The sequence below is a fragment of the Pseudomonas sp. ICMP 460 genome, from assembly GCF_002723595.1.
Taxonomy (GTDB): Bacteria; Pseudomonadota; Gammaproteobacteria; order Pseudomonadales; family Pseudomonadaceae; genus Aquipseudomonas; species Aquipseudomonas kitaguniensis.
In genome coordinates, this window is the sequence record NZ_LKBR01000088.1 from 38,508 (window position 1) to 63,857 (window position 25,350).

The following is a 25,350-nucleotide window of genomic DNA, read 5'->3' on the forward strand; positions in this document are numbered from 1 at the left end:
CTAACTTGCGGCTTGAAGCTCGCCGCTTGCAACTGCCCTTATTGCGGGTTGGCACGGATGCTGGAAAGCAACGATTTCAGGTTGGCAGCCTTGGGCTTGACCAGCCAGAAACGACGCAGGTAGTCGTCCAGGTTTTCGGCGAGGTTACGCCCCCATTCGCTGCCGGTTTCCTCGACGTACTCGTCCAGCACGTGCTGCAAGTGGTTCCGGTAGGATTCCATGGCTTCGCCGCTGATCCGCTGGATCTCGACCAACTCGTGGTTGACCTTGTCGACGAAGGTGTTGTCCTGGTCGAGCACGTAGGCGAAACCGCCGGTCATGCCCGAACCGAAGTTGTAACCGGTCTTGCCGAGTACCGCGACAAAACCGCCGGTCATGTACTCGCAGCAGTGATCGCCAGTGCCTTCCACCACGGTGTGGGCACCGGAGTTACGCACGGCGAAACGCTCACCAGCCGTACCCGCAGCAAACAGCTTGCCACCGGTGGCGCCGTACAAGCAGGTGTTGCCGATAATCGCGCTGTCTTGCGACTTGTAAACGCTGCCCGCTGGCGGAACGATCACCAGCTTGCCGCCTGTCATGCCCTTGCCCACGTAGTCGTTGGCGTCACCTTCCAGGTACATGTGCAGGCCGCCGGCGTTCCACACGCCGAAGCTCTGGCCCGCAGTGCCCTTGAAGCGGAACGTGATCGGCGCCTTGGCCATGCCCTGGTTGCCGTGCTTGCGCGCGATTTCGCCGGAAATGCGTGCGCCGATGGAGCGGTCGCAGTTGCAAATATCCAGAGCGAATTCGCCACCGCTGGCGTCATTGATCGAGGAGCCGGCCATGTCGACCATCTTCTCGGCCAACAGGCCTTTATCGAACGGCGGGTTGCGCTCCACCTGGCAGAACTGTGGCTTGTCGGCCGGGATGTGATCGCTGCCCAACAGCGGCGTCAGGTCCAAGTGCTGTTGCTTGGCGGTCTGGCCTTGAATGATGTCGAGCAGGTCGGTGCGGCCGATCAGTTCTTCCAGCGAACGCACGCCCAGCTTGGCCAGCCACTCACGGGTTTCTTCGGCGACGTAGGTGAAGAAGTTCACCACCATGTCGACGGTGCCGATGTAGTGATCCTTGCGCAGCTTTTCGTTCTGCGTCGCGACGCCGGTGGCGCAGTTGTTCAGGTGGCAGATGCGCAGGTATTTACAGCCCAGCGCGATCATTGGCGCAGTGCCGAAGCCGAAGCTTTCGGCGCCGAGGATCGCGGCCTTGATCACGTCGAGGCCGGTTTTCAGGCCGCCGTCGGTTTGCACCCGCACTTTGCCGCGCAGGTCGTTGCCGCGCAGGGTCTGGTGAGTTTCAGCCAGGCCGAGTTCCCACGGTGCGCCCGCGTACTTGATCGAGGTCAGCGGCGAAGCGCCGGTGCCGCCGTCGTAGCCCGAGATGGTGATCAGGTCGGCATAAGCCTTGGCCACACCGGCGGCGATGGTGCCCACGCCGGCTTCTGCGACCAGTTTCACCGAGACCAGCGCCTGCGGGTTGACTTGTTTCAAGTCGAAAATCAGCTGCGACAGGTCTTCAATCGAGTAGATGTCGTGGTGCGGCGGTGGCGAAATCAGGGTCACGCCGGGGACTGCGTAACGCAGCTTGGCGATCAAACCGTTGACCTTGCCGCCAGGCAACTGGCCGCCCTCGCCGGGCTTGGCGCCCTGCGCGACTTTGATCTGCAGCACTTCGGCGTTGACCAGGTATTCGGGGGTTACACCGAAACGGCCGGTCGCGACCTGCTTGATTTTCGAGCTTTTGAGGGTGCCGTAGCGCGCCGGGTCTTCACCGCCTTCGCCGGAGTTGGAACGCGCACCCAGGCGGTTCATGGCTTCGGCCAGGGCTTCGTGAGCCTCAGGCGACAACGCGCCAAGGGAAATACCCGCGGAGTCGAAACGCTTGAGGATCGATTCCAGCGGTTCGATTTCGCTGATCGCCAGCGGCGTGTCGAGGGTTTTGACCTTGAACATATCGCGGATCATCGACACCGGGCGGTTATCCACCAGCGCGGTGTATTCCTTGAACTTGGCGTAGTCGCCCTGCTGCACAGCGGCTTGCAGGGTGCTGACCACGTCCGGGTTGTACGCGTGGTATTCGCCACCGTGCACGAACTTGAGCAGGCCGCCTTGCTGGATCGGCTTGCGCGCGCTCCAGGCTTCGGCCGCCAGGGCTTTTTGTTCGGCTTCGAGGTCGACGAAACGCGCGCCCTTGATGCGGCTCGGCACGCCACGAAAACTCAGCTCGCAGACTTCTTCGGACAGGCCGATAGCCTCGAACAACTGCGCGCCACGGTACGAGGTAACGGTGGAGATGCCCATCTTCGAGAGGATCTTCAACAGGCCCTTGGTGATGCCCTTGCGGTAGTTCTTGAACACCTCATAAAGGTCGCCAAGCACTTCACCGGTACGGATCAGGTCACCCAGCACTTCGTACGCCAGGAACGGGTAAACCGCCGAGGCGCCAAAGCCGATCAGCACCGCAAAGTGGTGCGGGTCGCGGGCGGTGGCGGTTTCCACAAGGATGTTGGAGTCGCAACGCAGGCCTTTTTCGGTCAGGCGGTGGTGCACCGCGCCGGTGGCCAAAGAGGCGTGGATCGGCAGTTTGCCTGGGGCAATGTGGCGGTCGGTCAGTACGATCTGGGTACGCCCGGCACGCACTGCTTCTTCGGCCTGATCGGCGACGTTGCGCACAGCGGCTTCAAGGCCGAGGCTTTCGTCGTAGTTCAGGTCGATGATCTGGCGGTCGAAGCCTGGGCGTTCCAGGGTCATCAACGACCGCCACTTGGCTGGCGAAATGACCGGCGAACTGAGGATCACGCGTGACGCGTGCTCCGGCGATTCCTGGAAGATGTTGCGCTCGGCACCGAGGCACACTTCCAGCGACATCACGATGGCTTCACGCAGCGGGTCAATCGGCGGGTTGGTGACCTGCGCAAATTGCTGGCGGAAGTAGTCGTACGGCGTGCGCACGCGCTGCGACAGCACGGCCATTGGCGTGTCATCGCCCATCGAGCCGACGGCCTCGTAGCCTTGCTCGCCGAGCGGGCGCAGCACTTGGTCGCGCTCCTCGAACGTGACCTGGTACATCTTCATGTACTGCTTGAGCTGGTCCACGTCATAGAAAGCCGAACCGTGGTCGTTGTCTTCCATGGTCGCCTGGATGCGCAAAGCGTTCTTGCGCAGCCATTGCTTGTACGGGTGACGCGACTTCAAGCGGTTGTCGATGGCGTCGGTGTCGAGGATCTGCCCGGTTTCGGTGTCCACGGCCAGGATCTGGCCAGGGCCTACACGGCCTTTGGCGATAACCTCTTCAGGCTTGTAGTCCCAAACGCCGATTTCCGACGCCAGGGTGATAAAACCGTTGGTGGTGGTGACCCAACGCGCCGGGCGCAGACCGTTACGGTCGAGCAGGCACACCGCGTAGCGGCCGTCGGTCATTACCACACCGGCCGGGCCGTCCCACGGTTCCATGTGCATCGAATTGTATTCGTAGAACGCCCGCAGGTCCGGGTCCATGGTCTCGACGTTCTGCCACGCAGGCGGAATGATCATGCGCACGCCACGGAACAGGTCGATGCCGCCGGTGACCATCAGCTCAAGCATGTTGTCCATGCTGGAGGAGTCGGAACCCACGCGGTTAACCAGCGGGCCGAGTTCTTCCAGGTCCATCAAGTCGTTGGCGAACTTGGTGCGACGGGCCACGGCCCAGTTGCGGTTGCCGGTGATGGTGTTGATCTCGCCGTTGTGGGCGAGGAAGCGGAATGGCTGAGCCAGCGGCCATTTCGGCAGGGTATTGGTGGAGAAGCGCTGGTGGAACACGCAAATGGCGGTTTGCAGGCGCTCATCGCTCAGGTCTGGATAGAAGGCGGTCAAATCCGCCGGCATCATCAGGCCTTTATAAATGATGGTCTTGTGCGAAAAGCTGCAGATGTAGTGGTCGGCGTCGGCTGCGTTGGACACCGACGAGCGACGACGCGAGGTGAACAGCTTGATCGCCATGTCCTGGTCGCTCAGGCCGTCACCTGCAATAAACACTTGTTCGATCTGCGGCAGGCGCTCCAGGGCCAGGCGGCCGAGCACGCTGGTGTCGATCGGCACTTTGCGCCAGCCCACCAGTTGCAGGCCGGCAGCCAGGATCTCGCGGTTCATGTTCTCGCGAGCGGCTTGCGCTTTAACCGGGTCCTGGTTGAAGAACACCATGCCCACGGCGTACTGCTTGGGCAGGTCGACAGCAAATTGCTCTTTAGCAACAGCGCGCAGGAACTGGTCGGGCTTTTGAATCAGCAAGCCGCAACCGTCACCGGTCTTGCCATCGGCGTTGATCCCACCGCGGTGGGTCATGCAGGTCAGGGCCTCGACGGCCGTTTGCAAAAGGGTATGACTGGGCTCGCCCTGCATGTGGGCAATCAGGCCGAAACCGCAGTTATCCTTGAATTCATCGGGTTGGTACAGACCTGCTTTCATAGACACTTTCTCACCAGGCTGCCTCTTATTTCGAGACAAATTTCTTTTCAATTCAACCGGTTACCTTCCGCGCCGAACGTCTGCCGGCTTAGCGGGGGCAAAAGGGAGGTCATTGTACACACCGACACTTAGGCTCACAAATTTAGCGACGAAATGTCGCAAATGTATGTCGCATTTATGAAAGGTTTAAAGCGATATGCTGTGCTAGTCAAAACCTTTTTAATTTTGACTGCTACGACTCAATAGCTACTGTGACGCAGACACTACAAAGCGCGCGGCCTTGAGGGCAGCACGCACTTGCGGTTTTCTTGAGGTGCCGGGAGAGGCGGCCTGGGTAAGGCCGCCGAATCTTCAGCGAGTTGTTGCCAGTTCCTGTTGGACGCTGGCGACAGTGCGAGGCCAAGGTTTACCAGCCTGAACCTTCGCTGGCAAGGCCTTGATGGCGGAATCGGCCGCTGCACGGCTGGAGAAATTGCCGTAGGTGATCACGTAGAGAGGCTTGCCGTTGAGCACTTTCTTGAAATAACGGTACTCGCCGCCCTGCTCTTTCACGAACGCCTGGGCGTTGGCTTCAGAGCTTGTGCCGAGGATCTGCACCACGAAGTTGCCGGTCGGTTGGCTGGCGTACCAGCTGCTGCCGGCAGCGCCAGCCTTGGCAACGGTGGCGGCCGGTTTTTCAGCAGGCTTGGCCGCCGGGGCGGGTTTGGCGGCTGGCGCAGGTGCGACCGGTTTGGTCACAGGCGCAGGCTTGGCGGTGGCGACAGTGGGAGCCGGTGTCGGCGTCGGCGCGGGTTTGGCAGCGGCAGTCGCCGCCGGGCCAGCCGGTACGCCGGCAGGTGGCGCGGTGGTGGTAACCGTCGGCGGGGTGGCGCTGGAGCCTTCAACCGGCACGCCATCGTCGCCTTCGGCAATGCCACCGGCTTCTTCAGCGAGCGGGCCGCGCATCACGGGTTGGCCGACCATCGGCAGGTTGGTCGGTTGGCCGGAGTTGGCGAATTCGACATTTGGCGTGGGCTTGCCCAGTGGCAACTGCGCCTGTTCGGTTGGCGCGCCGGCCGTGCTGGGCGCTTTGCTGCGACCTGGAATCAACCAGGCAGCGGCGACAGCGACCACGACAACGGCGGAAATAGCCAATACGTGCTTCTTAGGCATAGTAAACCCCATCTTTGGACGCTTAACCGCAGAACGGCTGGCAATCATGGCTTCGATCAAGGCATCGCGAGCGACCTGGTTGATGGTGCCAGGCCAACCGTCGGAGCTTTCGTGAATATCAGAGATCTGCGAAGCAGAGAAAAGTTCGATGCCCGCGCCTGCGCCTTCGAGGCGTTGAGCCAGGTATTCGCGGGTTTCTTCCTCTTCGTACGGCTGCAGTTCGATGACGTGAAACAGCTCCTGATCACCGCTGATCTGCTCCAGATCGGCGATTAACGACGACTCACCAAACAAGAACACGTGCGGGCGACCTTCCGGCGTACCCGCCGCCAGCGCCAGCAACGCTTCCAGGGCGGATTCGTCGAGCTGCTCGGCGTCATCCACCAGCAAGTAGACTTCCTGCCCGGTCAGGCCCAACTGCACCACTTGCTTGAGGATCGCATTCGGCTCGGCGGTGGCCACGTTCAGCGCCTGCGCCACTTGGCGCAACACGCCTGCCGCATCACCGGCACCGCGTGCCGACACCACCACGCTCTGTACCGATTGCTTATTGGTGCTGGCAACCAGCGCCTGGCGCAGCAAGGTCTTGCCGCTGCCCAATGGGCCGGTGACCACCAGCAACAACTGGCTGTAGCGCGCCAGATGGTGCAATTGGCCAAGCACCGGCTTGCGCTGGGCAGGGAAAAATTTGAAACCAGGCACCCGTGGAGCGAATGGGTCGTGGCTTAACTGGTAATGGCCGAGGAACGCCTCGTCGGCATGCAAACTAGTCATCGGGATCTTATTAACCTTTCAGCTGGGCCAGGGCACGGTAATCCGCTCCCAGCGTAGCCTGTAAAATCTCTTTCGGATAATCGTCGGTCACCACAGCTTCGCCAATGTGGCGCAGCAGCACCAGTCGCAGTCGACCGTCGATCACTTTCTTGTCTATTGCCATATGTTCGAGAAAATCCGCCTCAGTCATTTCCGACGGCGGAATAACCGGCAAACCGGCGCGCTGGAACAGGCGGATACCGCGATCCCGCTCTTGCGCGCTGATCCAGCCCAAGCGTTGCGACATCTCCAATGCCATCACCGTGCCAGCCGCAACGGCCTCGCCATGCAGCCACACACCATAGCCCATGTGCGTTTCGATCGCATGGCCGAAGGTGTGGCCCAGGTTGAGCGTGGCGCGTACGCCGGACTCACGTTCGTCGGCATTCACTACCAGCGCCTTGGCGGCGCAGGAGCGCGAAATCGCTTCGGTCAGCGCCACTTGGTCGAGGGCGCGCAGCGCGTCCACATGCGCTTCGAGCCAGGTCAAAAACGGCTCGTCGCAGATCAGCCCGTACTTGATCACCTCTGCCAGCCCCGCCGACAGCTCGCGCGGCGGCAGGGTATTGAGGGTAGCGGTGTCGATCAGTACGGCCTGCGGCTGGTAAAACGCGCCGACCATGTTCTTGCCCAACGGGTGATTGATGCCGGTTTTGCCGCCCACCGACGAATCGACCTGGGACAACAACGTGGTCGGCACCTGGATAAAGTCCACGCCACGCTGGTAACAGGCGGCGGCAAAACCGGCCATGTCGCCGATCACACCGCCGCCCAAAGCGACCACGGTGGTACGACGGTCATGGCGCGCAGTCAGCAGGCCATCAAATATCAGTTGCAGGGTTTCCCAATTCTTGTGGGCTTCGCCGTCAGGCAAGATCACCGAAATCACCGAGTACGCCGCCAGGCTGCGGCTCAGACGCTCAAGGTACAACGGCGCGACCGTTTCGTTGGAGATGATCGCCACCTGCCGACCAGCAATATGCGGCGCAAGCAACTCGGGCAGGTCCAACAGACCTTCACCAATATGGATTGGGTAGCTGCGCTCGCCTAGATCGACCTTAAGTGTCTGCATGTGTCCCCGCGTGAAGATGTATGTACGATCGGCAACGCTCAGTTGACGCCGCCTGATGGCTCTGCGCCACACCTCGAACCGTGATGACGCGCCGCCGAGAATAGCGCATTTCGGGCTTGGCTTTAACGGGGTGGCAACTGCTGCAAGCGCTCAAGAATGTCGAGAACCACCATCCGTGGCGGCCGTTCATCGGTTTCAACCACCAGATCGGCGATTTCCCGATACAGCGGATCGCGCAGCGTCAGCAGATCCTTGAGGGTTTTGGCCGGGTCGGCGGTGCGCAGCAACGGGCGATTGCGATCACGGGCGGTACGGCCCACTTGCTGTTCAACCGACGCATGCAGGTAAACCACGCGCCCACCGGCATGCAGCGCCCGGCGGTTTTCATCGCGCATGACAGCGCCGCCGCCGGTGGCCAACACCACGCCGTCGAAGCCGCACAGCTCGGCAATCATCGCCTGCTCGCGGTCGCGAAAGCCCAGCTCGCCTTCCTTATCGAAAATCCATGGGATATTGGCGCCCGTGCGCAATTCAATTTCCTTGTCGGAATCTTTGAATGGCAGGCGCAGCTCTTTGGCCAGCAAACGGCCGATGGTGCTTTTTCCAGCCCCCATCGGTCCTACAAGAATCAAATTTCGCACAGAATCAACGACTCACAGCAATCGCCTGGTTATTCATAATACGCGGAGTCAGGAATACCAGCAGCTCGGATTTTCTTTGTGCCAGCACATCGCGCCGGAAAAGGCGGCCAAGATACGGCACATCGCCCAAAAATGGCACTTTATCTACGACTTTGCTTTGGGTATCTGAAAAAACCCCGCCGATGACGATGGTCTCGCCATCCTTGACCAGCACCTTGGCGTTGACTTCGTTTTTCTTGATGGGCGGAACGTCGTTGAGCTTGTTCAAATAGTCCGGCTCGTCCTTGGTGACTTTGACCTCCATGAACACCCAGCCGTCAGGGGTGATTTGCGGGGTTACCTCGAGTGACAGCGAGGCTTCCTTGAATGACACCGACGTGGCGCCCCTGGAGGTGGATTCCTGATAGGGAATCTCGGTGCCCTTGAGGATACGTGCGGTTTCTTTGTCGGAAGTGACCACCTTGGGCTGTGAGACGATTTCACCGTTGCCGGTTTTCTCCATGGCGGTGAGTTCCAGGTCGAGCAACAGGTTGTCGGTGATAAAACCGATGCCCAGGCCCGCAGTACCGGTGAGCGAACCCAGGTCGACAAACGACGAACCGGGCGGGCTCGCCGATGCTTCAGCGCCCTCGGCCAAAGGCTTGCTTAGCCCGCCGGCGCCCCAGTTGCCACGGTTGAGCCGACCACCCCAGCGCACGCCGAGGCTTTTGTCGTAGTCGACATTGGCTTCGACGATGCGTGCCTCGATCATCACCTGGCGTACCGGAATATCCAGCTGCGCCACGATGCGCCGCAGCTCTTCAAGCCGCTCGCCGGTCTGGTAGGCGATGATGTTATTGGTGCGTTCATCCACCACCACCGAGCCGCGCTCATCGGGCACGCCTTCGATACTGGTCACCGACTGAAACAACTTGGCCAAGTCCGCCGCCTTGGCGTAATTGACCTGCAACAGCTCCCGGCGCAACGGCGCCAACTCGGCCAGTTGCTTGCGTGACTCAAGCACCAGCAGTTCGCGGGCGGCCAACTCTTCGGCAGGCGCCACCAGCAAAACACCCGCCGTCACGCGCTTGTCCAAGCCTTTGGTTTGCAACACCAGGTCCAGCGCCTGGTCCCAAGGCACGTCCTTGAGCCGCAGCGTAATCGAGCCTTGCACCTCATCGCTGGCAACCAGGTTGAGCCCGGCGACATCGGCGATCTGCTGCAATACCGCACGCAACTCGATGTTCTGGAAGTTAAGGTTCAGCGTTTCACCGCGGTAAGCGCCCAAACCTGCGCTGCCGGGGGGCGGCAGCTGGATCAGGTCCACACGATGAGGCACAGCAAAGGCCATCGGTGCCGTGAACGCTATCCATAGCGCCACACCGAAGGACGAGAAAGTCCTTTTCATTGTTTGATTCCGTTATGAGTTGACGTTTAAAACGAGGGTTCGCGAACGCTGCAGCCATGCGCCCTGTTCATCCGGGAACAGCTCGGCCAGTTCGATGTGGCCGGCATGAATGGCCGTGACCTGGCCGTGGTTCGGCCCCAGGTAGTCGCCGATCGCAAGCCGATGCACGCTGGATGCGGCGCGCAGCAAGACGAAGGTGTGCACACCCCGGGACAAGGTGCCGACCATTTTGAACTGGTCGACGGCCAGACCTTCAAGCACTCCACGCGCCCGCGCGAGGTCTGGCGCAGGTACCGGGCGGCCAGGCGCATGATCGACCTGCAAGGCGGGTGGCCGGAACGGGTCACGCAGCGAGGCGGCGCTGTAGGCAAATCGCGGCAGCGGCTCAACCAGCACACCCGAGGGGCTGCGCGGCGATGTACTCCGATAGGTCTTGGCCAGCAGCGCCAGGTGCACCCGCGCGCCATCAGACCGCAGCACAACATCGTGCACGCTGACGACCCGCGACAACCCGCCCAGAGCGCTCACGAACGTCGCCAAGTCGTGGTAGGCGCCCACAACACCGACCTGCACAGGCTCCTCGATAAACAACGGCTGAGGTTGCTCGTCCAGCACGGTGACGCCCTCTACCGCCAAACCGTTGGCAACCGCCAGCCGAGCAATGTCTTCGAGCAAGCCGGGGGTGTCTGATACGCCGGGCATTTGCCGTAAAAGCCCGGCAACCGCCTCCTGCATCACCTGAGCGTGACGCGTGCGGTCCTCAACGCTGGCAGCCAAGCCCGCCTTTTGCGCCAGCGCCTGTCGCAGCTCAACCGCTTGCGCCTCGGACGCATTAAGCCGCTCACGCGCAGGGCTCAGGTACATACCGTTACCCACTAAAAACACTAGCCCTGCCAGCGCGCAGCCGAATAGAACCTTGCCCGGCAAGGGCCATTTCGCAGCGTTGTGAGAGAGCGTGAAGAAGTCGAGCCTGGGCAGGCTCATGGCAGCGCCTCGGTGGAATCGCCTTGGCGCACCACCAGTTGAAATTGGTTAGCGCCGCGCTCGCCTTCCGCTCGCACATGCCGCAACCGAGCGGCGTGGGCACCTTCAGAAGCCTCCAGGCGGCGCATCAACTGCGCGATGTCCTGGCTGGACTCGGCACTGCCGCTGATGCTGACGGTGTCGCCCTTGGCGACCACCTCATGCAGGTGCACCCCATCGGGCACCGCACGGGCCAGTTTGTCCAAAAGCTCGGCGCTGGCGGAGCGGGCTTCGTGCACATCCTGCACGACCTTCATGCGCTCGGTCATTTGCAGGCTCTGCTCCTGCAAATCGTCGATGGTCTTGATAAGCGAATCCTGAACGGTGACGGCTTTGCTCAGGTGATCGTTACGCGTTACCTGCCGGTCGATAGCCTGATCGATAACTTGATCTGCCAGCCACACCGCCGCCAGCGCGACACCTGCGAACACCAGCAAAAACACCAGGAAGTATTTGCGCCGCCGCTCGGCCAGCGCCTGACGCCAAGGCAAAAGATTGATCCGTGTCATCCTGCGAAACTCCTCAGGGCCAACCCACAAGCAATTCCCATCCCGTGGGCATCCACCGCCCATTGTGCGCCATCGACACGATGGCACGGCGTGAAGCTGGCGAAATCCTGACTGCAAGCGCGCTCCAATGCAAACCCTTCAACATCCACCACTCGCGCCACCAGCCCGGCCAGGGCTAAAACCGCCTCGCGGGCCTCGACCTGCTCCCGGAGGCAGGCGGCCAACACTACTTCGACCCTCAAAGGGTCTTGGGCGCACGGGCCGCGAACCTGAAAGTCGATGGCGACATCATCCAATGGGTAAGGGATGTATTGATCGGCCTCCATCTGGATGTTCCAGACCATCTCGTCGTCGCTGAGCCCGGCTTGCATTTCGATCACCCGTGTAATCACCGAAGGCCCCGCCACTGCCACCGCCGCCCGGCGCGTTGAGGTGCGCAACCGCGATAACGCCTGGCGCAGTGCTTGCCCTATCGCTGCAAGGTCCAACAAGGTGCCGTCGACGACCGCGTGGGCCGGCAATGCCTGGGTGGCGTAGCCCTGAATGGTGTAGCCGTCGGCTGACCGGCCCAGCTCAACCAGCTTGAGGCCTGCGTCATTGATGTCGATGCCCAACACGGCGTCGACTTTTTGCCTGAAAAATCCTTTTCGCATAAAACTCCCTAAAATTTTGCCTGTCATACCGCCTGATTGCGCGTTGGCGTGGTGCATTCGGTCGACTTGTTTGAGTAGCACGAATGACGCCCCAAGCCGAAAATGCTTTAATGCCCAGCGTTTTTCCCCGCTTTTTATCTGCTGCTCGGGTCGATCCATCGTTTGCCATGCATGCCCCGACGCGTAACTCTTTCTTTTCTCTGGAAATCCAAAAGCCTTGATTCGTCTGCTGAAGTTTTTCGGGTACTCCATTGTCGCGGTCGTCTGCGGGCTACTGCTCGTACTCAGCGGTGCATACCTCTACCTTAGTCCGGGTTTGCCCTCCGTAGAGGCACTCAGAAGTATCCAGTTGCAGATTCCTTTGCGGGTCTACAGCAGCGATGAAAAACTGATCGCGGAGTTCGGCGAGATGCGCCGCACACCGATCCGTTTCGCCGACATTCCGCCCAACTTCATCAGCGCCTTGCTGTCGGCTGAAGACGATAATTTTGCCAATCACTATGGTGTCGACCCTGGCAGCCTGGTGCGTGCGGCCACTCAGTTGGTAAAAAGCGGACACATTCAGTCCGGCGGCAGCACCATCACCATGCAAGTGGCGAAGAACTTCTTCCTCACCAGCGAGCGCAGTTTTTCGCGAAAAGCCACCGAGATCCTGCTGGCGCTGCAAATTGAACGTCAGTTGACCAAGGACGAAATCCTTGAGCTGTACGTCAACAAAATCTACCTGGGCAACCGCGCCTACGGGATCGAGGCGGCGTCGCAGGTTTACTATGGCAAGTCGATTCGTGACGCCAGCCTGGCGCAGATGGCAATGATTGCCGGCCTGCCCAAGGCGCCCTCGCGTTTTAACCCGCTGGCCAACCCGGCACGCAGTAAAGAGCGTCGCGACTGGATCCTGGGCCGCATGTACAAGCTCGGCAAAATCGACCAGGCCGCTTATGAAAGCGCCGTGGCCGAGCCGTTGAATGCCAGCTACCACGTACCGACGCCGGAAGTGAACGCACCGTACATCGCTGAAATGGCGCGGGCCGAAATGGTCGGTCGCTATGGCAGCGAGGCCTACACCGAAGGCTTTCGCGTGACCACCACCGTGCCGAGCGACCTGCAGGAAATTGCCAATACCTCGGTGCATTCAGGTTTGGTCACCTATGACCAGCGCCATGGCTATCGCGGCCCCGAGTCCCGCCTGCCGGGCAAAACCCTGAGCGCCTGGACCACCGAACTGAGCAAACAGCGCCCGATCAGCGGCCTGGAACCCGCCATCGTCACCCAGGTGATGAAAGATGGCGTGCAGGTGCTGACCCGCACCGGCGAAGCGCATGTGGCGTGGGACAGCATGAAGTGGGCGCGGCCCTTCTTGAACACCAACAGCATGGGCCCGATGCCCAAGCAGCCGTCGGACGTGGCGCAGGTGGGTGATTTGATCCGCGTGCATCGCCAGAAAGACGACAGCCTGAAATTCAGCCAAGTGCCCGTGGCGCAAGGCGCGCTCGTGTCGCTGGACCCACAGAACGGGGCTATCCGCGCGCTGGTCGGCGGCTTCGCCTTTGAGCAAAGCAATTACAACCGCGCGACCCAGGCCAAGCGTCAGCCGGGTTCGAGCTTCAAGCCATTTATCTACAGCGCCGCGCTGGACAACGGCTACACCGCCGCCAGCCTGGTCAACGATGCGCCTATCGTGTTCGTCGACGAGTACCTGGACAAAGTCTGGCGCCCGAAGAACGACACCAACACCTTCCTCGGCCCGATCCGCGTGCGTGAGGCGCTGTACAAATCGCGTAACCTGGTGTCGATCCGTTTGCTGCAGGCGATGGGCGTCGGCAAAACCATCGATTACATCACGCGCTTTGGCTTCGCCAAGTCTGACCTGCCACCGAATCTGTCGCTGGCCCTCGGCACCGCAACCCTTACGCCGATGGAAATCGCTACGGGCTGGAGCACGTTTGCCAATGGCGGCTACAAGATCACGCCGTACCTGATCGACAAGATCGAGAGCCGCAATGGCGACACCCTGTTCACCGCCAACCCGCCACGCGTGCCGGGTGACGTGGTCAACGGCGTGGCGGCCACCGACGGCCTCGCGGCGCCGAGCAACGGCGGCATCACCATCGAGCCGACGCCAGGCGCAGCGCCCGCCACCAACGCCACTGCCCCGGCCGAGCCACAAGCACCGGCCGTGGCTGAGCGCATCGTCGACGGCCGCACCACCTACATTCTGAACAGCATCCTTGAAGACGTGATCAAGAAGGGCACCGGCCGACGCGCACTGGCCCTCGGCCGTGCCGATATCGCGGGCAAAACCGGCACCACCAACGACTCCAAAGACGCCTGGTTCTCCGGCTACAACGCCGACTACGTAACCACCGTGTGGACGGGCTACGATCAGCCGGAAAGCCTCGGCCGTCGCGAGTTTGGCGGCACCGTCGCGCTGCCGATCTGGATGAGCTACATGGGCGCGGCCTTGAAAGACAAGCCGCTGCACACCCAGCCCGAGCCGGAAGGCATCCTCAGCCTGCGGATTGACCCGGTCAGTGGCCGCACAGCATCGCCAAGCACCCCGAACGCCTACTTCGAGCTGTTCAAGAGCGAAGACACGCCGCCATCCGTCAACGAGTTGGGCAACGGTGTTGCACCGGGCAGCCCACTGCCAGCGGATGAAGGCGCGCCAATCGACCTTTTTTAGCAGCGGCAAGCGGCTATTAGCAGCGGCAAGCTTCAAGCTACAAGCTGCAAGGAAGAGCCGTGCAGCACCGCTCTCAGCTTGCAGCTTGCAGCTTGTAGCTTGTAGCTTGTAGCTTGTAGCTTGAAGCTTGCAGCTTTCCCCGTCCCACAAAAAAACCCGGCCTTCTGAGCCGGGTTTTTTGTGGGGCAAGGGCTTAGCCGTTGAACACATCATCCACGCTTTGCAGCGGGTAGTGCTTGGGATACGGCAGGGTGGCCACACCGGTCTCGATGGCGGCTTTGGCCACGGCATCGGAGATCAGGGTGATCAGGCGCTTGTCCATTGGTTTCGGGATGATGTACTCACGACCGAATTCCAGCTTGGCGCCACCGTAGGCGTCGCACACGTCCTGAGGAACCGGCAGTTTGGCCAGTTCACGCAGGGCGTTGGCGGCAGCTACTTTCATTTCTTCGTTGATGCGCTTGGCGCGAACGTCCAGTGCACCACGGAAGATGAACGGGAAGCCCAGTACGTTGTTGACCTGGTTCGGGTAGTCCGAACGGCCAGTCGCCATGATCACGTCGTTACGGGTGGCGTGAGCCAGCTCCGGCGAGATTTCCGGGTCCGGGTTGGAGCAGGCGAACACGATCGGGTTGGCCGCCATGGATTTCAGGCCATCAGCGCTCAGCAGGTTCGGGCCGGACAGGCCGACGAACACGTCTGCACCGTTTAGGGCATCCGCCAGGGTGCGCTTGGACGACGGGTGGGCAAACATCGCCTTGTACTGGTTCAGGTCGGTACGCTCGGACTGGATAACGCCCTTGCTGTCGACCATGTAGATGTTTTCCAGCTTGGCGCCCATGCTCACGATCAGCTTCATGCAGGAGATGGCCGCAGCGCCAGCGCCCAGGCAGACGATCTTCGCGTCAGCCAGGGTTTTGCCAGCGATTTCCAGGGCGTTGATCATGCCGGCCGCAGTCACGATTGCGGTGCCGTGCTGGTCATCGTGGAATACCGGGATGTCGCACTGCTCGATCAGGGCCTTTTCGATTTCAAAGCACTCAGGCGCCTTGATGTCTTCCAGGTTGATGCCACCGAACGTGATGGAAATGCGTTTGACGGTGTCGATGAAAGCCTGCGGGCTTTCGGAATCGACTTCGATGTCGAACACATCGATACCGGCAAAGCGCTTGAACAGCACGCCTTTACCTTCCATGACAGGCTTGGAAGCCAATGGGCCGAGGTTACCCAGGCCGAGAATCGCGGTGCCATCGGAAATCACTGCAACCAGGTTGCCTTTGCCGGTGTACTTGTACGCCAGTTCAGGATCGCGGGCGATTTCACGTACGGGCTCGGCAACGCCAGGGCTGTAGGCCAGCGACAGGTCGCGGGCGGTGGCAGTGGCTTTGGTGAGCTCTACACTCAGCTTTCCTGGACGAGGATGAGCATGATATTCGAGAGCGGCAGTTTTCAAATCAGACATATCGGCATTCCGCTTTTACTGTTGGTCGACGGACCGCCGAGGATACGCGTGTCGCAAAGTCCCCACAAGACTGGTCAGTCACAGGTGTCAAGGCCGCTGCGCTAAGACTTTCGGCCAAGAGCCACGCGGCACAAGGGCTTAACTGTTCACAATCTGATTAAAAAATGTCTACAATTTTTTGTTTCAGCATTGCTGTGAGCGACGCACTACCGGATGCAGTCGGCCACATTTCAGGCACAAAAAAGGCGCCCGCGATGGGCGCCTTTTTCAACAGCTTGCAAAAACCCATAGGGCTTTTGAGCCTTACTCTGCTGGAGTAGCTGCAGCAGGCTTCTTGCCGAAAGCACCAAAGCGATCTGCGAAGCGCTGTACACGGCCGCCGGTGTCCAGAGTTTTCTGCTTACCGGTGTAGAACGGGTGGCACTCGTTGCATACGTCAGTACCCAGTGGCTTGCACAGGTTCGAACGTGTTTCGAACTTGTTGCCGCAGCTGCAGGTTACTTCGATGGTTTCGTACGCTGGATGGATATCGGCTTTCATGGTGACTTCCTCGGGCTAGCGTGCCGCCACTCAACACTATTGTCGAATACCGCACGTAATTAGGCCGCGGATTCTACCAGACCTTTTAAAACGCGCAAGCGCAGGTTACGGCCGAACACCCGTGTAAAAGCACCTTTCATCAGAAAACCGGCAGCGCAGATGCCGGGGCGGGCTCCCAAGCAGAATGCAGTCAACTGTGGGAGCGGGCTTGCTCGCGATAGCATCAACTCGGTATGCCTGATGCTCCGAGGTGCCTGCATCGCGAGCAAGCCCGCTCCCACAAAGGCGCTTTGCCCGTTAACCACGATGAGCACACCCGAGACACGACACCTCCACCGCCGGTCTGCTAGTCTCCCGCCCCTGCGCCACCGCCTGCCTTTATATGAGACCCCTCGCGTGCCCGACGCCATTTTGCGCCTAGCCCTGCCCTCGCCCCTGCGCCGCCTGTTCGACTACCGGGCCCCGGCCGGCGTGCTGCGGGCGCAGTTGCAACCGGGCATGCGCGTGCGCGTGCCGTTTGGGCGCCGGGAAATGATCGGCATCCTGGTAGAAGTCGCCGACCACAGCGAAGTCCCGGCAGAAAAGCTCAAACCCGCGCTGGCCATCCTCGACGCCACGCCGCCACTGCCGCCCGCGCTGTTCAAGTTGTGCCTGTGGACCGCCCAGTATTACCAGCACAGCCTGGGTGACACCTTGAGCTGGGCGCTGCCGGTGTTGTTGCGCCAGGGCGAGCTGGCCGAAGCACGCCAGGAACGCTTCTGGTCGATGGTGCCCGGCGCCCGCCTGGATGACCCGCGCATTGCCCGCGCGCCGCGCCAGCGTGAAGCGTTGGCGACGCTGGCGCAGCACCCGCATGGCGTCGCCCATCAGCTCCTCAGCAAGCTGATGCTGAGCAAAGACAGCCTCGACCTGTTGCTCGCCAAGGGCCTGGTTCAGGTCGAAATCCGCAAGCATGCACCCAGCCCGCGCCATGAACACTGGCTGGCTCAGCCGGAGTTGCCGCTCAACCCCGAGCAACGCGCTGCCTATGAGGCGATCCGTGCGGGTTTCGACAGCTTCCACGCGTTCCTGTTGGCGGGTGTCACCGGCAGCGGCAAAACCGAAGTGTATTTGCAGCTTATCCGCGAAACCCTGCAGGCTGGCAAACAGGCACTGGTGCTGATCCCCGAGATCAACCTCGGCCCGCAAACCCTGGCGCGTTTCGAACAGCGTTTCAACGCGCGCATCGCCCTGGTGCACTCGGCGGTCAACGACCGGGAACGCCTGGAGTCTTGGCTGGCGGCGCGTGACGGCGACGCCGACATTATTATCGGCACCCGTTCGGCGCTGTTTACGCCAATGAAGAACCCCGGGCTGATCATCATCGACGAGGAGCATGACGGCTCCTATAAACAGCAAGAAGGCTTGCGCTACCACGCCCGCGACCTGGCGCTGGTGCGCGCGCGCCAGGAAGACATTCCGATTGTGCTGGGCTCGGCCACGCCGTCCCTCGAAAGCCTGCACAACGCCTACACCGGGCGTTATGGGCTGCTGCGCCTGAATGAGCGCGCAGGGGGCGCCAAGCAACCCCGCTTCCTGCGCCTGGACGTAAAAAGCCGCCCGCTGGACAGCGGTATTTCCGGGCCGATGCAGCAAGCCATCGGCCAGACCCTCGCCGCCGGCCAGCAAGTATTGGTGTTTCTCAACCGCCGCGGGTTTGCGCCGACGCTGCTGTGCCACGATTGCGGCTGGATGTCTGAGTGTGAACGCTGCGATGCGCGGATGACCGTGCATCAGCGTCATGGCGAGTTGCGCTGCCACCACTGCGGCCACGTGGAGCGGGTGCCGCGCCACTGCCCGCAATGCGGCAAAGTCGACCTGCGCCCGGTGGGTGCCGGCACCGAGCGCGCCGAGGAACGCCTGGGCATTCTGTTCCCGGATTACCCGGTGCTGCGGGTCGACCGCGACAGCACCTCGCGTAAAGACGCAATGAACCAGCTGTTCGCGACCATTCAGAAGGGCCAACCGTGCATCCTGGTGGGCACGCAGATGCTTGCCAAAGGGCACCACTTCCCCCGGGTAACGCTGGTGTCGATCCTCGACGCGGACGGTGGCTTGTTCTCCGGGGATTTTCGCGCCAGCGAGCGCATGGCGCAGTTGATCGTACAGGTCGCAGGCCGTGCCGGGCGGGCCGAAGAGCCGGGCAAGGTGATTATCCAGACGCACCTGGCCGACCACCCGCTGTTGATTCAGTTGACCGAGCAAGGCTACTTCGCCTTCGCCGAACAGGCGTTGAGCGAGCGCCGCTCGGCCGGGTTGCCGCCGTTTGCGCACTTGGCGTTGCTGCGCGCCGAAGCCCACAAACCGGGGCAGGCCGAAAGTTTTTTGGATGAGGCATGCAGCGCGGCCGAACGTTTGCTCGGCGAATTGGGTCTGAACGGCATCGAACTGCTCGGCCCGGTGCCCGCGCCCATGGAGCGCCGTGCCGGGCGTTATCGCGCTCAGCTACTGTTGCAGGCCACCTCGCGCGCACCGCTGCATCGGCTGTTAAGTAGCTGGTTGCTTGCCCTGGAGCAAATGCCCAGCGGCCGGCAAGTGCGATGGTCGCTGGATGTAGACCCGGTAGATTTGTATTAAGCCCGGCCACAGGTCCCGCGAAGGTTGGCAAGCCCGCCCTCGCCACGGATAATGCCGAGCTTTTCCACCTGCGCATTGCGCGCCGCCGCTTGCGGCCGAAAGAGAACACCATGAAAGACACCATTCGCCAGCTGATCCAACAAGCCATCACCCAACTCGTCAATGAAGGTGTGTTGCCTGAAGGCCTGACGCCGGCGATCCAGGTGGAAAACACCCGCGACAAGACCCACGGCGACTTCGCCAGCAACATCGCGATGATGTTGGCCAAGCCGGCAGGCCTGAAGCCACGCGACCTGGCCGAGAAAATCATCGCTGCGCTGCCTGCTGACGAGAGCGTCACCAAGGCCGAGATCGCCGGCCCTGGCTTCATCAACTTCTTTCAGAACACCCAAGCCCTGGCGTCGCGCCTGGACGCGGCCCTGGCCGACGCCAACATCGGCGTGCGCAAGGCCGGCCCGTTGCAGCGCGTGGTCGTTGACCTGTCGGCACCCAACCTGGCCAAAGAGATGCATGTGGGCCACCTGCGCTCGACCATCATTGGCGACGGTGTGGCGCGGATGCTGGAGTTCCTTGGCGATACCGTGATCCGTCAAAACCATGTGGGCGACTGGGGCACCCAGTTCGGCATGTTGATGGCTTACCTGCAGGAAAACCCGATCACCAGCAACGAACTGGCCGACCTCGAAAACTTCTACCGCGCCGCGAAGAAGCGCTTCGACGACTCCGCAGAATTCGCCGAACGCGCGCGTGGCCTGGTGGTCAAGCTGCAAGCCGGTGACGCCGAATGCCTGGCGCTGTGGGGCCGCTTCCGCGAGATCTCGCTGTCGCACTGCCAGGAAATCTACCAACTGCTCAACGTTAAATTGAGCATGGCCGACGTGATGGGCGAAAGCGCCTACAACGACGACCTGATCAACGTGGTCAACGACCTCAAGGCCAAAGGCCTGTTGGTCGAGAGCAACGGCGCGCAGTGCGTGTTCCTCGAAGAATTCAAGAATGCCGACGGCGAGCCGCTGCCGGTGATCATCGTCAAGGCCGATGGCGGTTACCTCTACGCCACCACCGACCTGGCGGCCGTGCGCTACCGCAGTGGCGTGCTCAAGGCGGATCGCGCGCTGTATTTTGTCGACCAGCGCCAGGCCCTGCACTTCCAGCAAGTGTTCGAAGTGGCACGTCGCGCGGGTTTCGTCACCCACCCGATGCACATGGAACACATGGGTTTCGGCACCATGAACGGCGCCGACGGCCGCCCGTTCAAAACCCGCGACGGCGGCACCGTGAAGCTCATCGACCTGCTGAACGAAGCCCAGGAACGTGCCTACAACCTGGTCAAGGAAAAGAACCCGGAACTGGCCGAGGCCGACCTGCGCAACATCGCCCGTGTAGTGGGGATTGGCGCGGTGAAATACGCCGACCTGTCCAAGCACCGCACCAGCGACTACAGCTTCAACTTCGAACTGATGCTCAATTTTGAAGGCAACACCGCGCCGTACCTGCTGTACGCGTACACCCGCGTGGCCGGTGTGTTCCGCAAGCTGGGCAAGGACTTCAGCGAAGTCCAGGGCCAGATCAACCTTGAAGCGCCACATGAACAGGAGCTGGCGGCCAAACTCGCGCAGTTCGGCGAAGTGCTGAACAGCGTCAGCGAGAAAGGCACGCCGCATATCCTCTGCACCTATTTGTACGAAGTGGCGGGTTTGTTCTCGAGCTTCTACGAGAACTGCCCGATCCTCACCGCCGACGACGAAGCCCAGAAGCAAAGTCGCCTGCGCCTCGCCGCACTGGCTGGACGGACCCTCAAGCAAGGCCTGGAACTGTTAGGCCTGGAAACTCTGGAGCGTATGTAAGTTGGCTGCCAAGAAAAAACCTGCACCCAAGCGCGGCGCCAGCCGCTACCAGGCACCGGCAAAGAAGCCTATTCCAGGCTGGCTGTGGATGGCCATCGGCCTGGCGGTCGGTGCGTTTGTAGTGATTCTGATGAAGCTGGAGCCGGGCAAGGGCGATGACGTCAAACGCGTCAAGCAAGAGCAGCAGAAGGCCAGCAAAATGGCCGAAGCCAACAAGACGGCGCCTAGCCCGACCGCTCCGGTGAAGCCAAAATACGACTTCTACACGTTGCTGCCGGAATCGGAAGTGATCGTGCCGCCGGACGCCGTGCCGGAGAAAACCCTGCCGACGCCGCAAGTGCCGACCACCCCGGTAACGCCAGCCGAAGCTGCGAAAATCGACACCGCGCGGGCGCAAGCTGCGTTGGCCGGGATCACCCCGCCGCCAGCGCCGCCGGTTGCGGCCACCAAGGCGGCACCGGTGACCAAGTTCTTCCTGCAGGCGGGTTCGTTCCCAAAACAGGCGGATGCGGATCGCGTGCGGGCGCAGATCATTCTGTTGGGCCAGGCGGTGACGGTGGAGTCCGGCACGGTCAAGGAAGCGACCTGGTATCGCGTGTTGGTAGGGCCGTTCAGCAACCGCGAGCAGTTGACGGTGGCGCAGAAACAACTGGCGGGCGCAGGGTTTAGTAACCTGTTGTTACAACAACGCCAGAGCCGCTGATTCAGGCTAAAACAGGTACACATGTGGGAGGGGGCTTGCTCCCGATAGCCGTAAATCAGTCACTATTTTCAGTGACTGACACACCGCCATCGGGAGCAAGCTCCCTCCCACAGTTGGTTTTGGGCTGCTCTGAAAAGAGTGTCAGCCGCGTAAACCCGCTCCCGTCCTACGGTTGAAATCCCCCTCAGTACCCCCATATCAGTTTCCATCAGGGCATTTTCGCCCCGCTGCGTGGAGACTCTCCCCTTGACCACCATCGTTTCAGTACGTCGCCACGGCAAAGTCGTCATGGGCGGCGACGGCCAGGTTTCCCTTGGCAACACCGTGATGAAAGGCAACGCCAAAAAAGTGCGCCGCCTGTACCACGGCCAGGTGCTTGCGGGCTTTGCCGGCGCCACTGCCGACGCATTCACCCTGTTCGAGCGCTTCGAAGGTCAGCTGGAAAAACACCAGGGCCACTTGGTTCGCGCTGCCGTCGAACTCGCCAAAGAATGGCGCACCGACCGCTCACTCAGCCGCCTCGAAGCCATGCTCGCGGTCGCCAACAAAGACGCGTCCCTGATCATCACCGGCAACGGTGACGTGGTTGAGCCGGAAAACGGCCTGATCGCCATGGGCTCCGGCGGTGGTTACGCGCAAGCTGCGGCCAGCGCACTGTTGAAGAAAACCGACCTGTCGGCCCGCGAAATCGTCGAGACTGCCTTGGGCATCGCTGGCGACATTTGCGTGTTCACCAACCACAATCTGACCATTGAGGAGCAGGACCTCGCCGAGTAAGCCGTAGGCTTATTTGCGCTTGAGGCCGCCAAACACTATGTCCATGACTCCCCGCGAAATCGTCCATGAACTTAATCGCCATATCATCGGCCAGGACGATGCCAAGCGCGCCGTTGCCATCGCGCTGCGTAACCGCTGGCGCCGGATGCAACTGCCGGAAGAACTGCGCGTTGAAGTAACCCCGAAAAACATCCTGATGATCGGCCCTACCGGCGTCGGTAAAACCGAGATCGCGCGGCGCCTGGCCAAGCTGGCCAACGCCCCGTTCATCAAGGTCGAAGCCACCAAGTTCACCGAAGTGGGCTATGTAGGCCGCGACGTCGAGTCGATCATTCGCGACCTGGCCGACGCTGCCCTGAAGCTGCTGCGCGAACAGGAAATGACCAAGGTCAGCCACCGCGCCGAAGACGCCGCCGAAGAACGCATCCTTGACGCCCTGCTGCCACCGGCGCGCATGGGGTTTAACGAAGACGCCGCACCGGCCTCCGATTCCAACACACGTCAGCTGTTCCGCAAGCGCCTGCGCGAAGGCCAGCTGGACGACAAGGAAATCGAGATCGAAGTCGCCGAAGTGTCCGGCGTCGACATCTCCGCGCCGCCCGGCATGGAAGAAATGACCAGCCAGTTGCAGAACCTGTTCGCCAACATGGGCAAGGGCAAGAAGAAAAGCCGCAAGCTCAAGGTCAAGGACGCGCTGAAACTGGTGCGTGACGAAGAAGCCGGGCGCCTGGTCAATGACGAAGAGCTGAAGGCCAAGGCGCTGGAAGCCGTCGAGCAACACGGCATCGTGTTTATCGATGAGATCGACAAGGTGGCCAAGCGCGGTAATTCCGGCGGTGTCGACGTGTCGCGCGAGGGTGTACAGCGCGACCTGCTGCCGCTGATCGAAGGCTGCACGGTGAACACCAAGCTGGGCATGGTCAAGACCGACCACATCCTGTTTATCGCCTCTGGCGCGTTCCACCTGAGCAAGCCAAGCGATTTGGTGCCGGAGCTGCAAGGCCGCCTGCCGATTCGCGTGGAACTCAAGGCGCTGACCCCGGGCGACTTCGAGCGCATCCTCAGCGAACCGCACGCCTCGCTCACCGAGCAGTACCGTGAGCTGCTGAAAACCGAAGGCCTGGCCATCGAGTTCCTGCCGGACGGCATCAAGCGTCTGGCCGAGATCGCCTGGCAGGTTAACGAGAAAACCGAGAACATCGGTGCCCGCCGCCTGCACACCTTGCTTGAGCGCCTGCTTGAGGAAGTGTCGTTCAGCGCCGGTGACATGGCCGGTTCGCAAAATGGCGAAGCGATCAAAATCGACGCCGACTACGTCAACAGCCACTTGGGCGAATTGGCGCAGAACGAAGACCTGTCGCGTTACATCCTGTAAGCCTCACTCAGGGCCGCTTTGCTTTACTGTGGGAGCGGGCTTGCTCGCGAATGCGCTGTATCAGTATCAGAGGTGCTGACTGACACACCGTATTCGCGAGCAAGCCCGCTCCCACATTTTTGAGCCGGTTCCTTCAGGATCATCTGCAATGTCGAAATTCCCCACTGCTGTAAACCTGCACAAAACCTCCAACACCCTCGGGCTCACCTACGGGCCCGACGAGGTCTACCAGCTGCCTGCCGAACTGCTGCGCGTGCATTCGCCTTCCGCCGAGGTTCAGGGCCACGGCAAACCTATCCTGCAATTCGGCAAGCTCAACGTACGCTTGGTCAAGATAGAACCGGCCGGTCAGTACGCACTGAAATTAACCTTTGACGACGGGCATGACAGCGGCTTGTTCACTTGGGACTACCTCTACCAACTGGCCGTGCGCCAGGAAGCGCTGTGGGCCGATTATCTGGCCGAACTCAAAGCGGCCGGCAAAACCCGCGACCCGAATCAGTCGGTCGTGCGGCTGATGCTCTAGCGCAGGCTTCTTGCTGTTTAGAGGGCGTTTACTAATCTCATCTGCTTGAATGCCCTGTCGCGTGGCCAATCATTGACCCGTTTGCGAAAAAATTTCGCGAGCAAGCCCGCTCCCACATTTGAACGCATTCTGCGGGCGAAAAAATGCCCGACCTCTGCAGGCCGGGCATTTTTTGTAGCCTGAAAAAATCAGGACTGACTGGATGGCGTCGGGGTTACCGGCGATGCCGTCGGGGTAGCACCAGCGTGTGTCGGCGCGGAAGCCGAGTTGGCTGTTGAAGCCGCCGGCGCTGTGGTTGCAGGCTTGGCCGCAGCAGCAGGCTTTTTGGCGGCTGGCTTCTTCGCTGCGGCAGGTTTTGCCGCTGGCTTGGCCGCTGCAGGTTTTGCTGCAACAGGTTTTGCTGCAGCAGGCTTGGCCGCTGCGGTTTTAGCCGCGGGTTTCGCAGCCGCCTTGGCTGCAGGTTTAGCCGCTGGCTTGGCAGCAGCTTTAGCCGCCACTGGCTTGGCCGCGGGCTTGGCAGCTGCAGTTTTGGCGGCAGGTTTTGCCGCCGCTTTTGCCACAGCCTTGACCGCTGGTTTTGCAGCCGCTTTAACCAAAGGCTTGGCCGCCGTTTTCGCGGCAGGTTTGGCAGCTGCGGTTTTAGCGACAGGCTTGGCAGCAGGTTTAGCCGCCGCCGTTTTAACCGGTGCCGCTTTGGCGCCAGTGAGTTTTTCGATTTGCCTGGTCAGGGTATCGACCTTGCTGTGCAGCGTCTTCAGTTCAGCCTTGCTCGGTACACCGAGTCGTGAAATGGCATTGTTGAAGCGTTTGTCGAACGTTTCTTCCAACTTGCCCCACGTGTCAGAAAGGCTCGACTTGGCAGAACCGGCAGTTGCCTTGGCCGCATCAACTTTTTTACCCACTGTACTCTTGGTCAACTTCTCGGCCTTCTCGCCGTCCTTGACCAAGGTCTCGAAGTATTTACCGCCGTCACTGCTAACCTTCGAGTACACGCCTAAACCAGCAAGCCAGATCTTGCGGGAATATTTTTCAACTTCCCCGACCCACGAGCTGCTTTCTTTCTGAGTAGTCTTTTTAACAGCCATCC

17 protein-coding genes and 1 pseudogene are annotated in these 25,350 nt (G+C 61.1%); 7 read left to right on the top strand and 11 right to left on the bottom strand.

The window, feature by feature from the left end; all coding sequences use genetic code 11:
• Positions 1-38: 38 nt before the first annotated feature.
• From gltB to pilM, 8 genes and pseudogenes are all read right to left on the bottom strand, one after another.
• Positions 39-4,484 (bottom strand): glutamate synthase large subunit, encoded by a 4,446-nt coding sequence (gene gltB, locus AO240_RS27430; protein ID WP_099240872.1) that lies wholly within the window; start codon positions 4,482-4,484, stop codon positions 39-41.
• Between the two features lie 351 nt (positions 4,485-4,835).
• On the bottom strand, positions 4,836-6,410 hold the full coding sequence (locus AO240_RS27440) for an SPOR domain-containing protein (RefSeq protein ID WP_099240874.1): 1,575 nt from the start codon (positions 6,408-6,410) through the stop codon (positions 4,836-4,838).
• Between the two features lie 10 nt (positions 6,411-6,420).
• The gene (aroB, locus tag AO240_RS27445; RefSeq protein WP_099240875.1) at positions 6,421-7,521 is read right to left on the bottom strand and encodes a 3-dehydroquinate synthase; all 1,101 of its coding nucleotides are present in this window, start codon (positions 7,519-7,521) and stop codon (positions 6,421-6,423) included.
• Between the two features lie 122 nt (positions 7,522-7,643).
• Entirely contained in the window at positions 7,644-8,162 is a 519-nt protein-coding gene (gene aroK / locus AO240_RS27450; RefSeq protein ID WP_058411823.1) for a shikimate kinase AroK, read from the bottom strand.
• 4 nt (positions 8,163-8,166) lie between these two features.
• Positions 8,167-9,420 (bottom strand): annotated as a pseudogene (locus tag AO240_RS27455) (type IV pilus secretin PilQ); the annotation flags it as partial.
• 141 nt (positions 9,421-9,561) lie between these two features.
• Positions 9,562-10,533, bottom strand: coding sequence for a pilus assembly protein PilP (locus AO240_RS27460; protein WP_099240878.1), 972 nt, complete (start codon positions 10,531-10,533; stop codon positions 9,562-9,564).
• Entirely contained in the window at positions 10,530-11,081 is a 552-nt protein-coding gene (locus AO240_RS27465; RefSeq protein ID WP_099240880.1) for a PilN domain-containing protein, read from the bottom strand. The genes AO240_RS27460 and AO240_RS27465 overlap by 4 nt, the downstream gene beginning before the upstream one ends.
• The gene (pilM, locus tag AO240_RS27470; protein ID WP_177445879.1) at positions 11,078-11,734 is read right to left on the bottom strand and encodes a type IV pilus biogenesis protein PilM; all 657 of its coding nucleotides are present in this window, start codon (positions 11,732-11,734) and stop codon (positions 11,078-11,080) included. The genes AO240_RS27465 and pilM overlap by 4 nt, the downstream gene beginning before the upstream one ends.
• A gap of 220 nt (positions 11,735-11,954) precedes the next feature.
• On the opposite strand from pilM, the gene AO240_RS27475 reads away from it, so the two are divergent.
• Complete coding sequence (locus tag AO240_RS27475; RefSeq protein ID WP_371918683.1) at positions 11,955-14,417, top strand: penicillin-binding protein 1A; 2,463 nt, start codon at positions 11,955-11,957, stop codon at positions 14,415-14,417.
• Positions 14,418-14,610: 193 nt separating this feature from the next.
• On the opposite strand, the gene AO240_RS27480 is transcribed toward AO240_RS27475, so the two are convergent.
• Positions 14,611-15,879: a malic enzyme-like NAD(P)-binding protein gene (locus tag AO240_RS27480; RefSeq protein ID WP_099240886.1), complete on the bottom strand. Its 1,269-nt coding sequence runs from the start codon at positions 15,877-15,879 to the stop codon at positions 14,611-14,613.
• Positions 15,880-16,182: 303 nt separating this feature from the next.
• Positions 16,183-16,419: a 50S ribosomal protein L31 gene (rpmE, locus tag AO240_RS27485; protein ID WP_003237330.1), complete on the bottom strand. Its 237-nt coding sequence runs from the start codon at positions 16,417-16,419 to the stop codon at positions 16,183-16,185.
• 396 nt (positions 16,420-16,815) lie between these two features.
• Here rpmE and AO240_RS27490 point away from each other — a divergent pair, with 396 nt between their 5' ends.
• The 6 genes from AO240_RS27490 (at position 16,816) to AO240_RS27515 (ending at position 24,263) form a co-directional block, all read left to right on the top strand.
• Positions 16,816-19,035 (top strand): primosomal protein N', encoded by a 2,220-nt coding sequence (locus tag AO240_RS27490; RefSeq protein ID WP_099240888.1) that lies wholly within the window; start codon positions 16,816-16,818, stop codon positions 19,033-19,035.
• Between the two features lie 110 nt (positions 19,036-19,145).
• Positions 19,146-20,882: an arginine--tRNA ligase gene (gene argS, locus AO240_RS27495; RefSeq protein WP_099240890.1), complete on the top strand. Its 1,737-nt coding sequence runs from the start codon at positions 19,146-19,148 to the stop codon at positions 20,880-20,882.
• Position 20,883: 1 nt separating this feature from the next.
• Entirely contained in the window at positions 20,884-21,585 is a 702-nt protein-coding gene (locus AO240_RS27500) for an SPOR domain-containing protein (protein WP_058411831.1), read from the top strand.
• 246 nt (positions 21,586-21,831) lie between these two features.
• Positions 21,832-22,362, top strand: coding sequence for an ATP-dependent protease subunit HslV (hslV, locus tag AO240_RS27505; protein ID WP_017738857.1), 531 nt, complete (start codon positions 21,832-21,834; stop codon positions 22,360-22,362).
• A 37-nt stretch (positions 22,363-22,399) separates the two neighbouring features.
• Positions 22,400-23,737 (top strand): ATP-dependent protease ATPase subunit HslU, encoded by a 1,338-nt coding sequence (hslU, locus tag AO240_RS27510; RefSeq protein ID WP_099240892.1) that lies wholly within the window; start codon positions 22,400-22,402, stop codon positions 23,735-23,737.
• 148 nt (positions 23,738-23,885) lie between these two features.
• Positions 23,886-24,263, top strand: a complete 378-nt coding sequence (locus tag AO240_RS27515; protein WP_099240894.1) for a gamma-butyrobetaine hydroxylase-like domain-containing protein — start codon at positions 23,886-23,888, stop codon at positions 24,261-24,263.
• Positions 24,264-24,451: 188 nt separating this feature from the next.
• Here the strand turns inward: AO240_RS27515 and AO240_RS27520 are convergent, their stop codons facing one another.
• A complete protein-coding gene (locus tag AO240_RS27520; protein WP_099240896.1) occupies positions 24,452-25,348 on the bottom strand; it encodes a phasin family protein in 897 nt (298 codons plus the stop codon).
• Positions 25,349-25,350 lie beyond the last annotated feature (2 nt).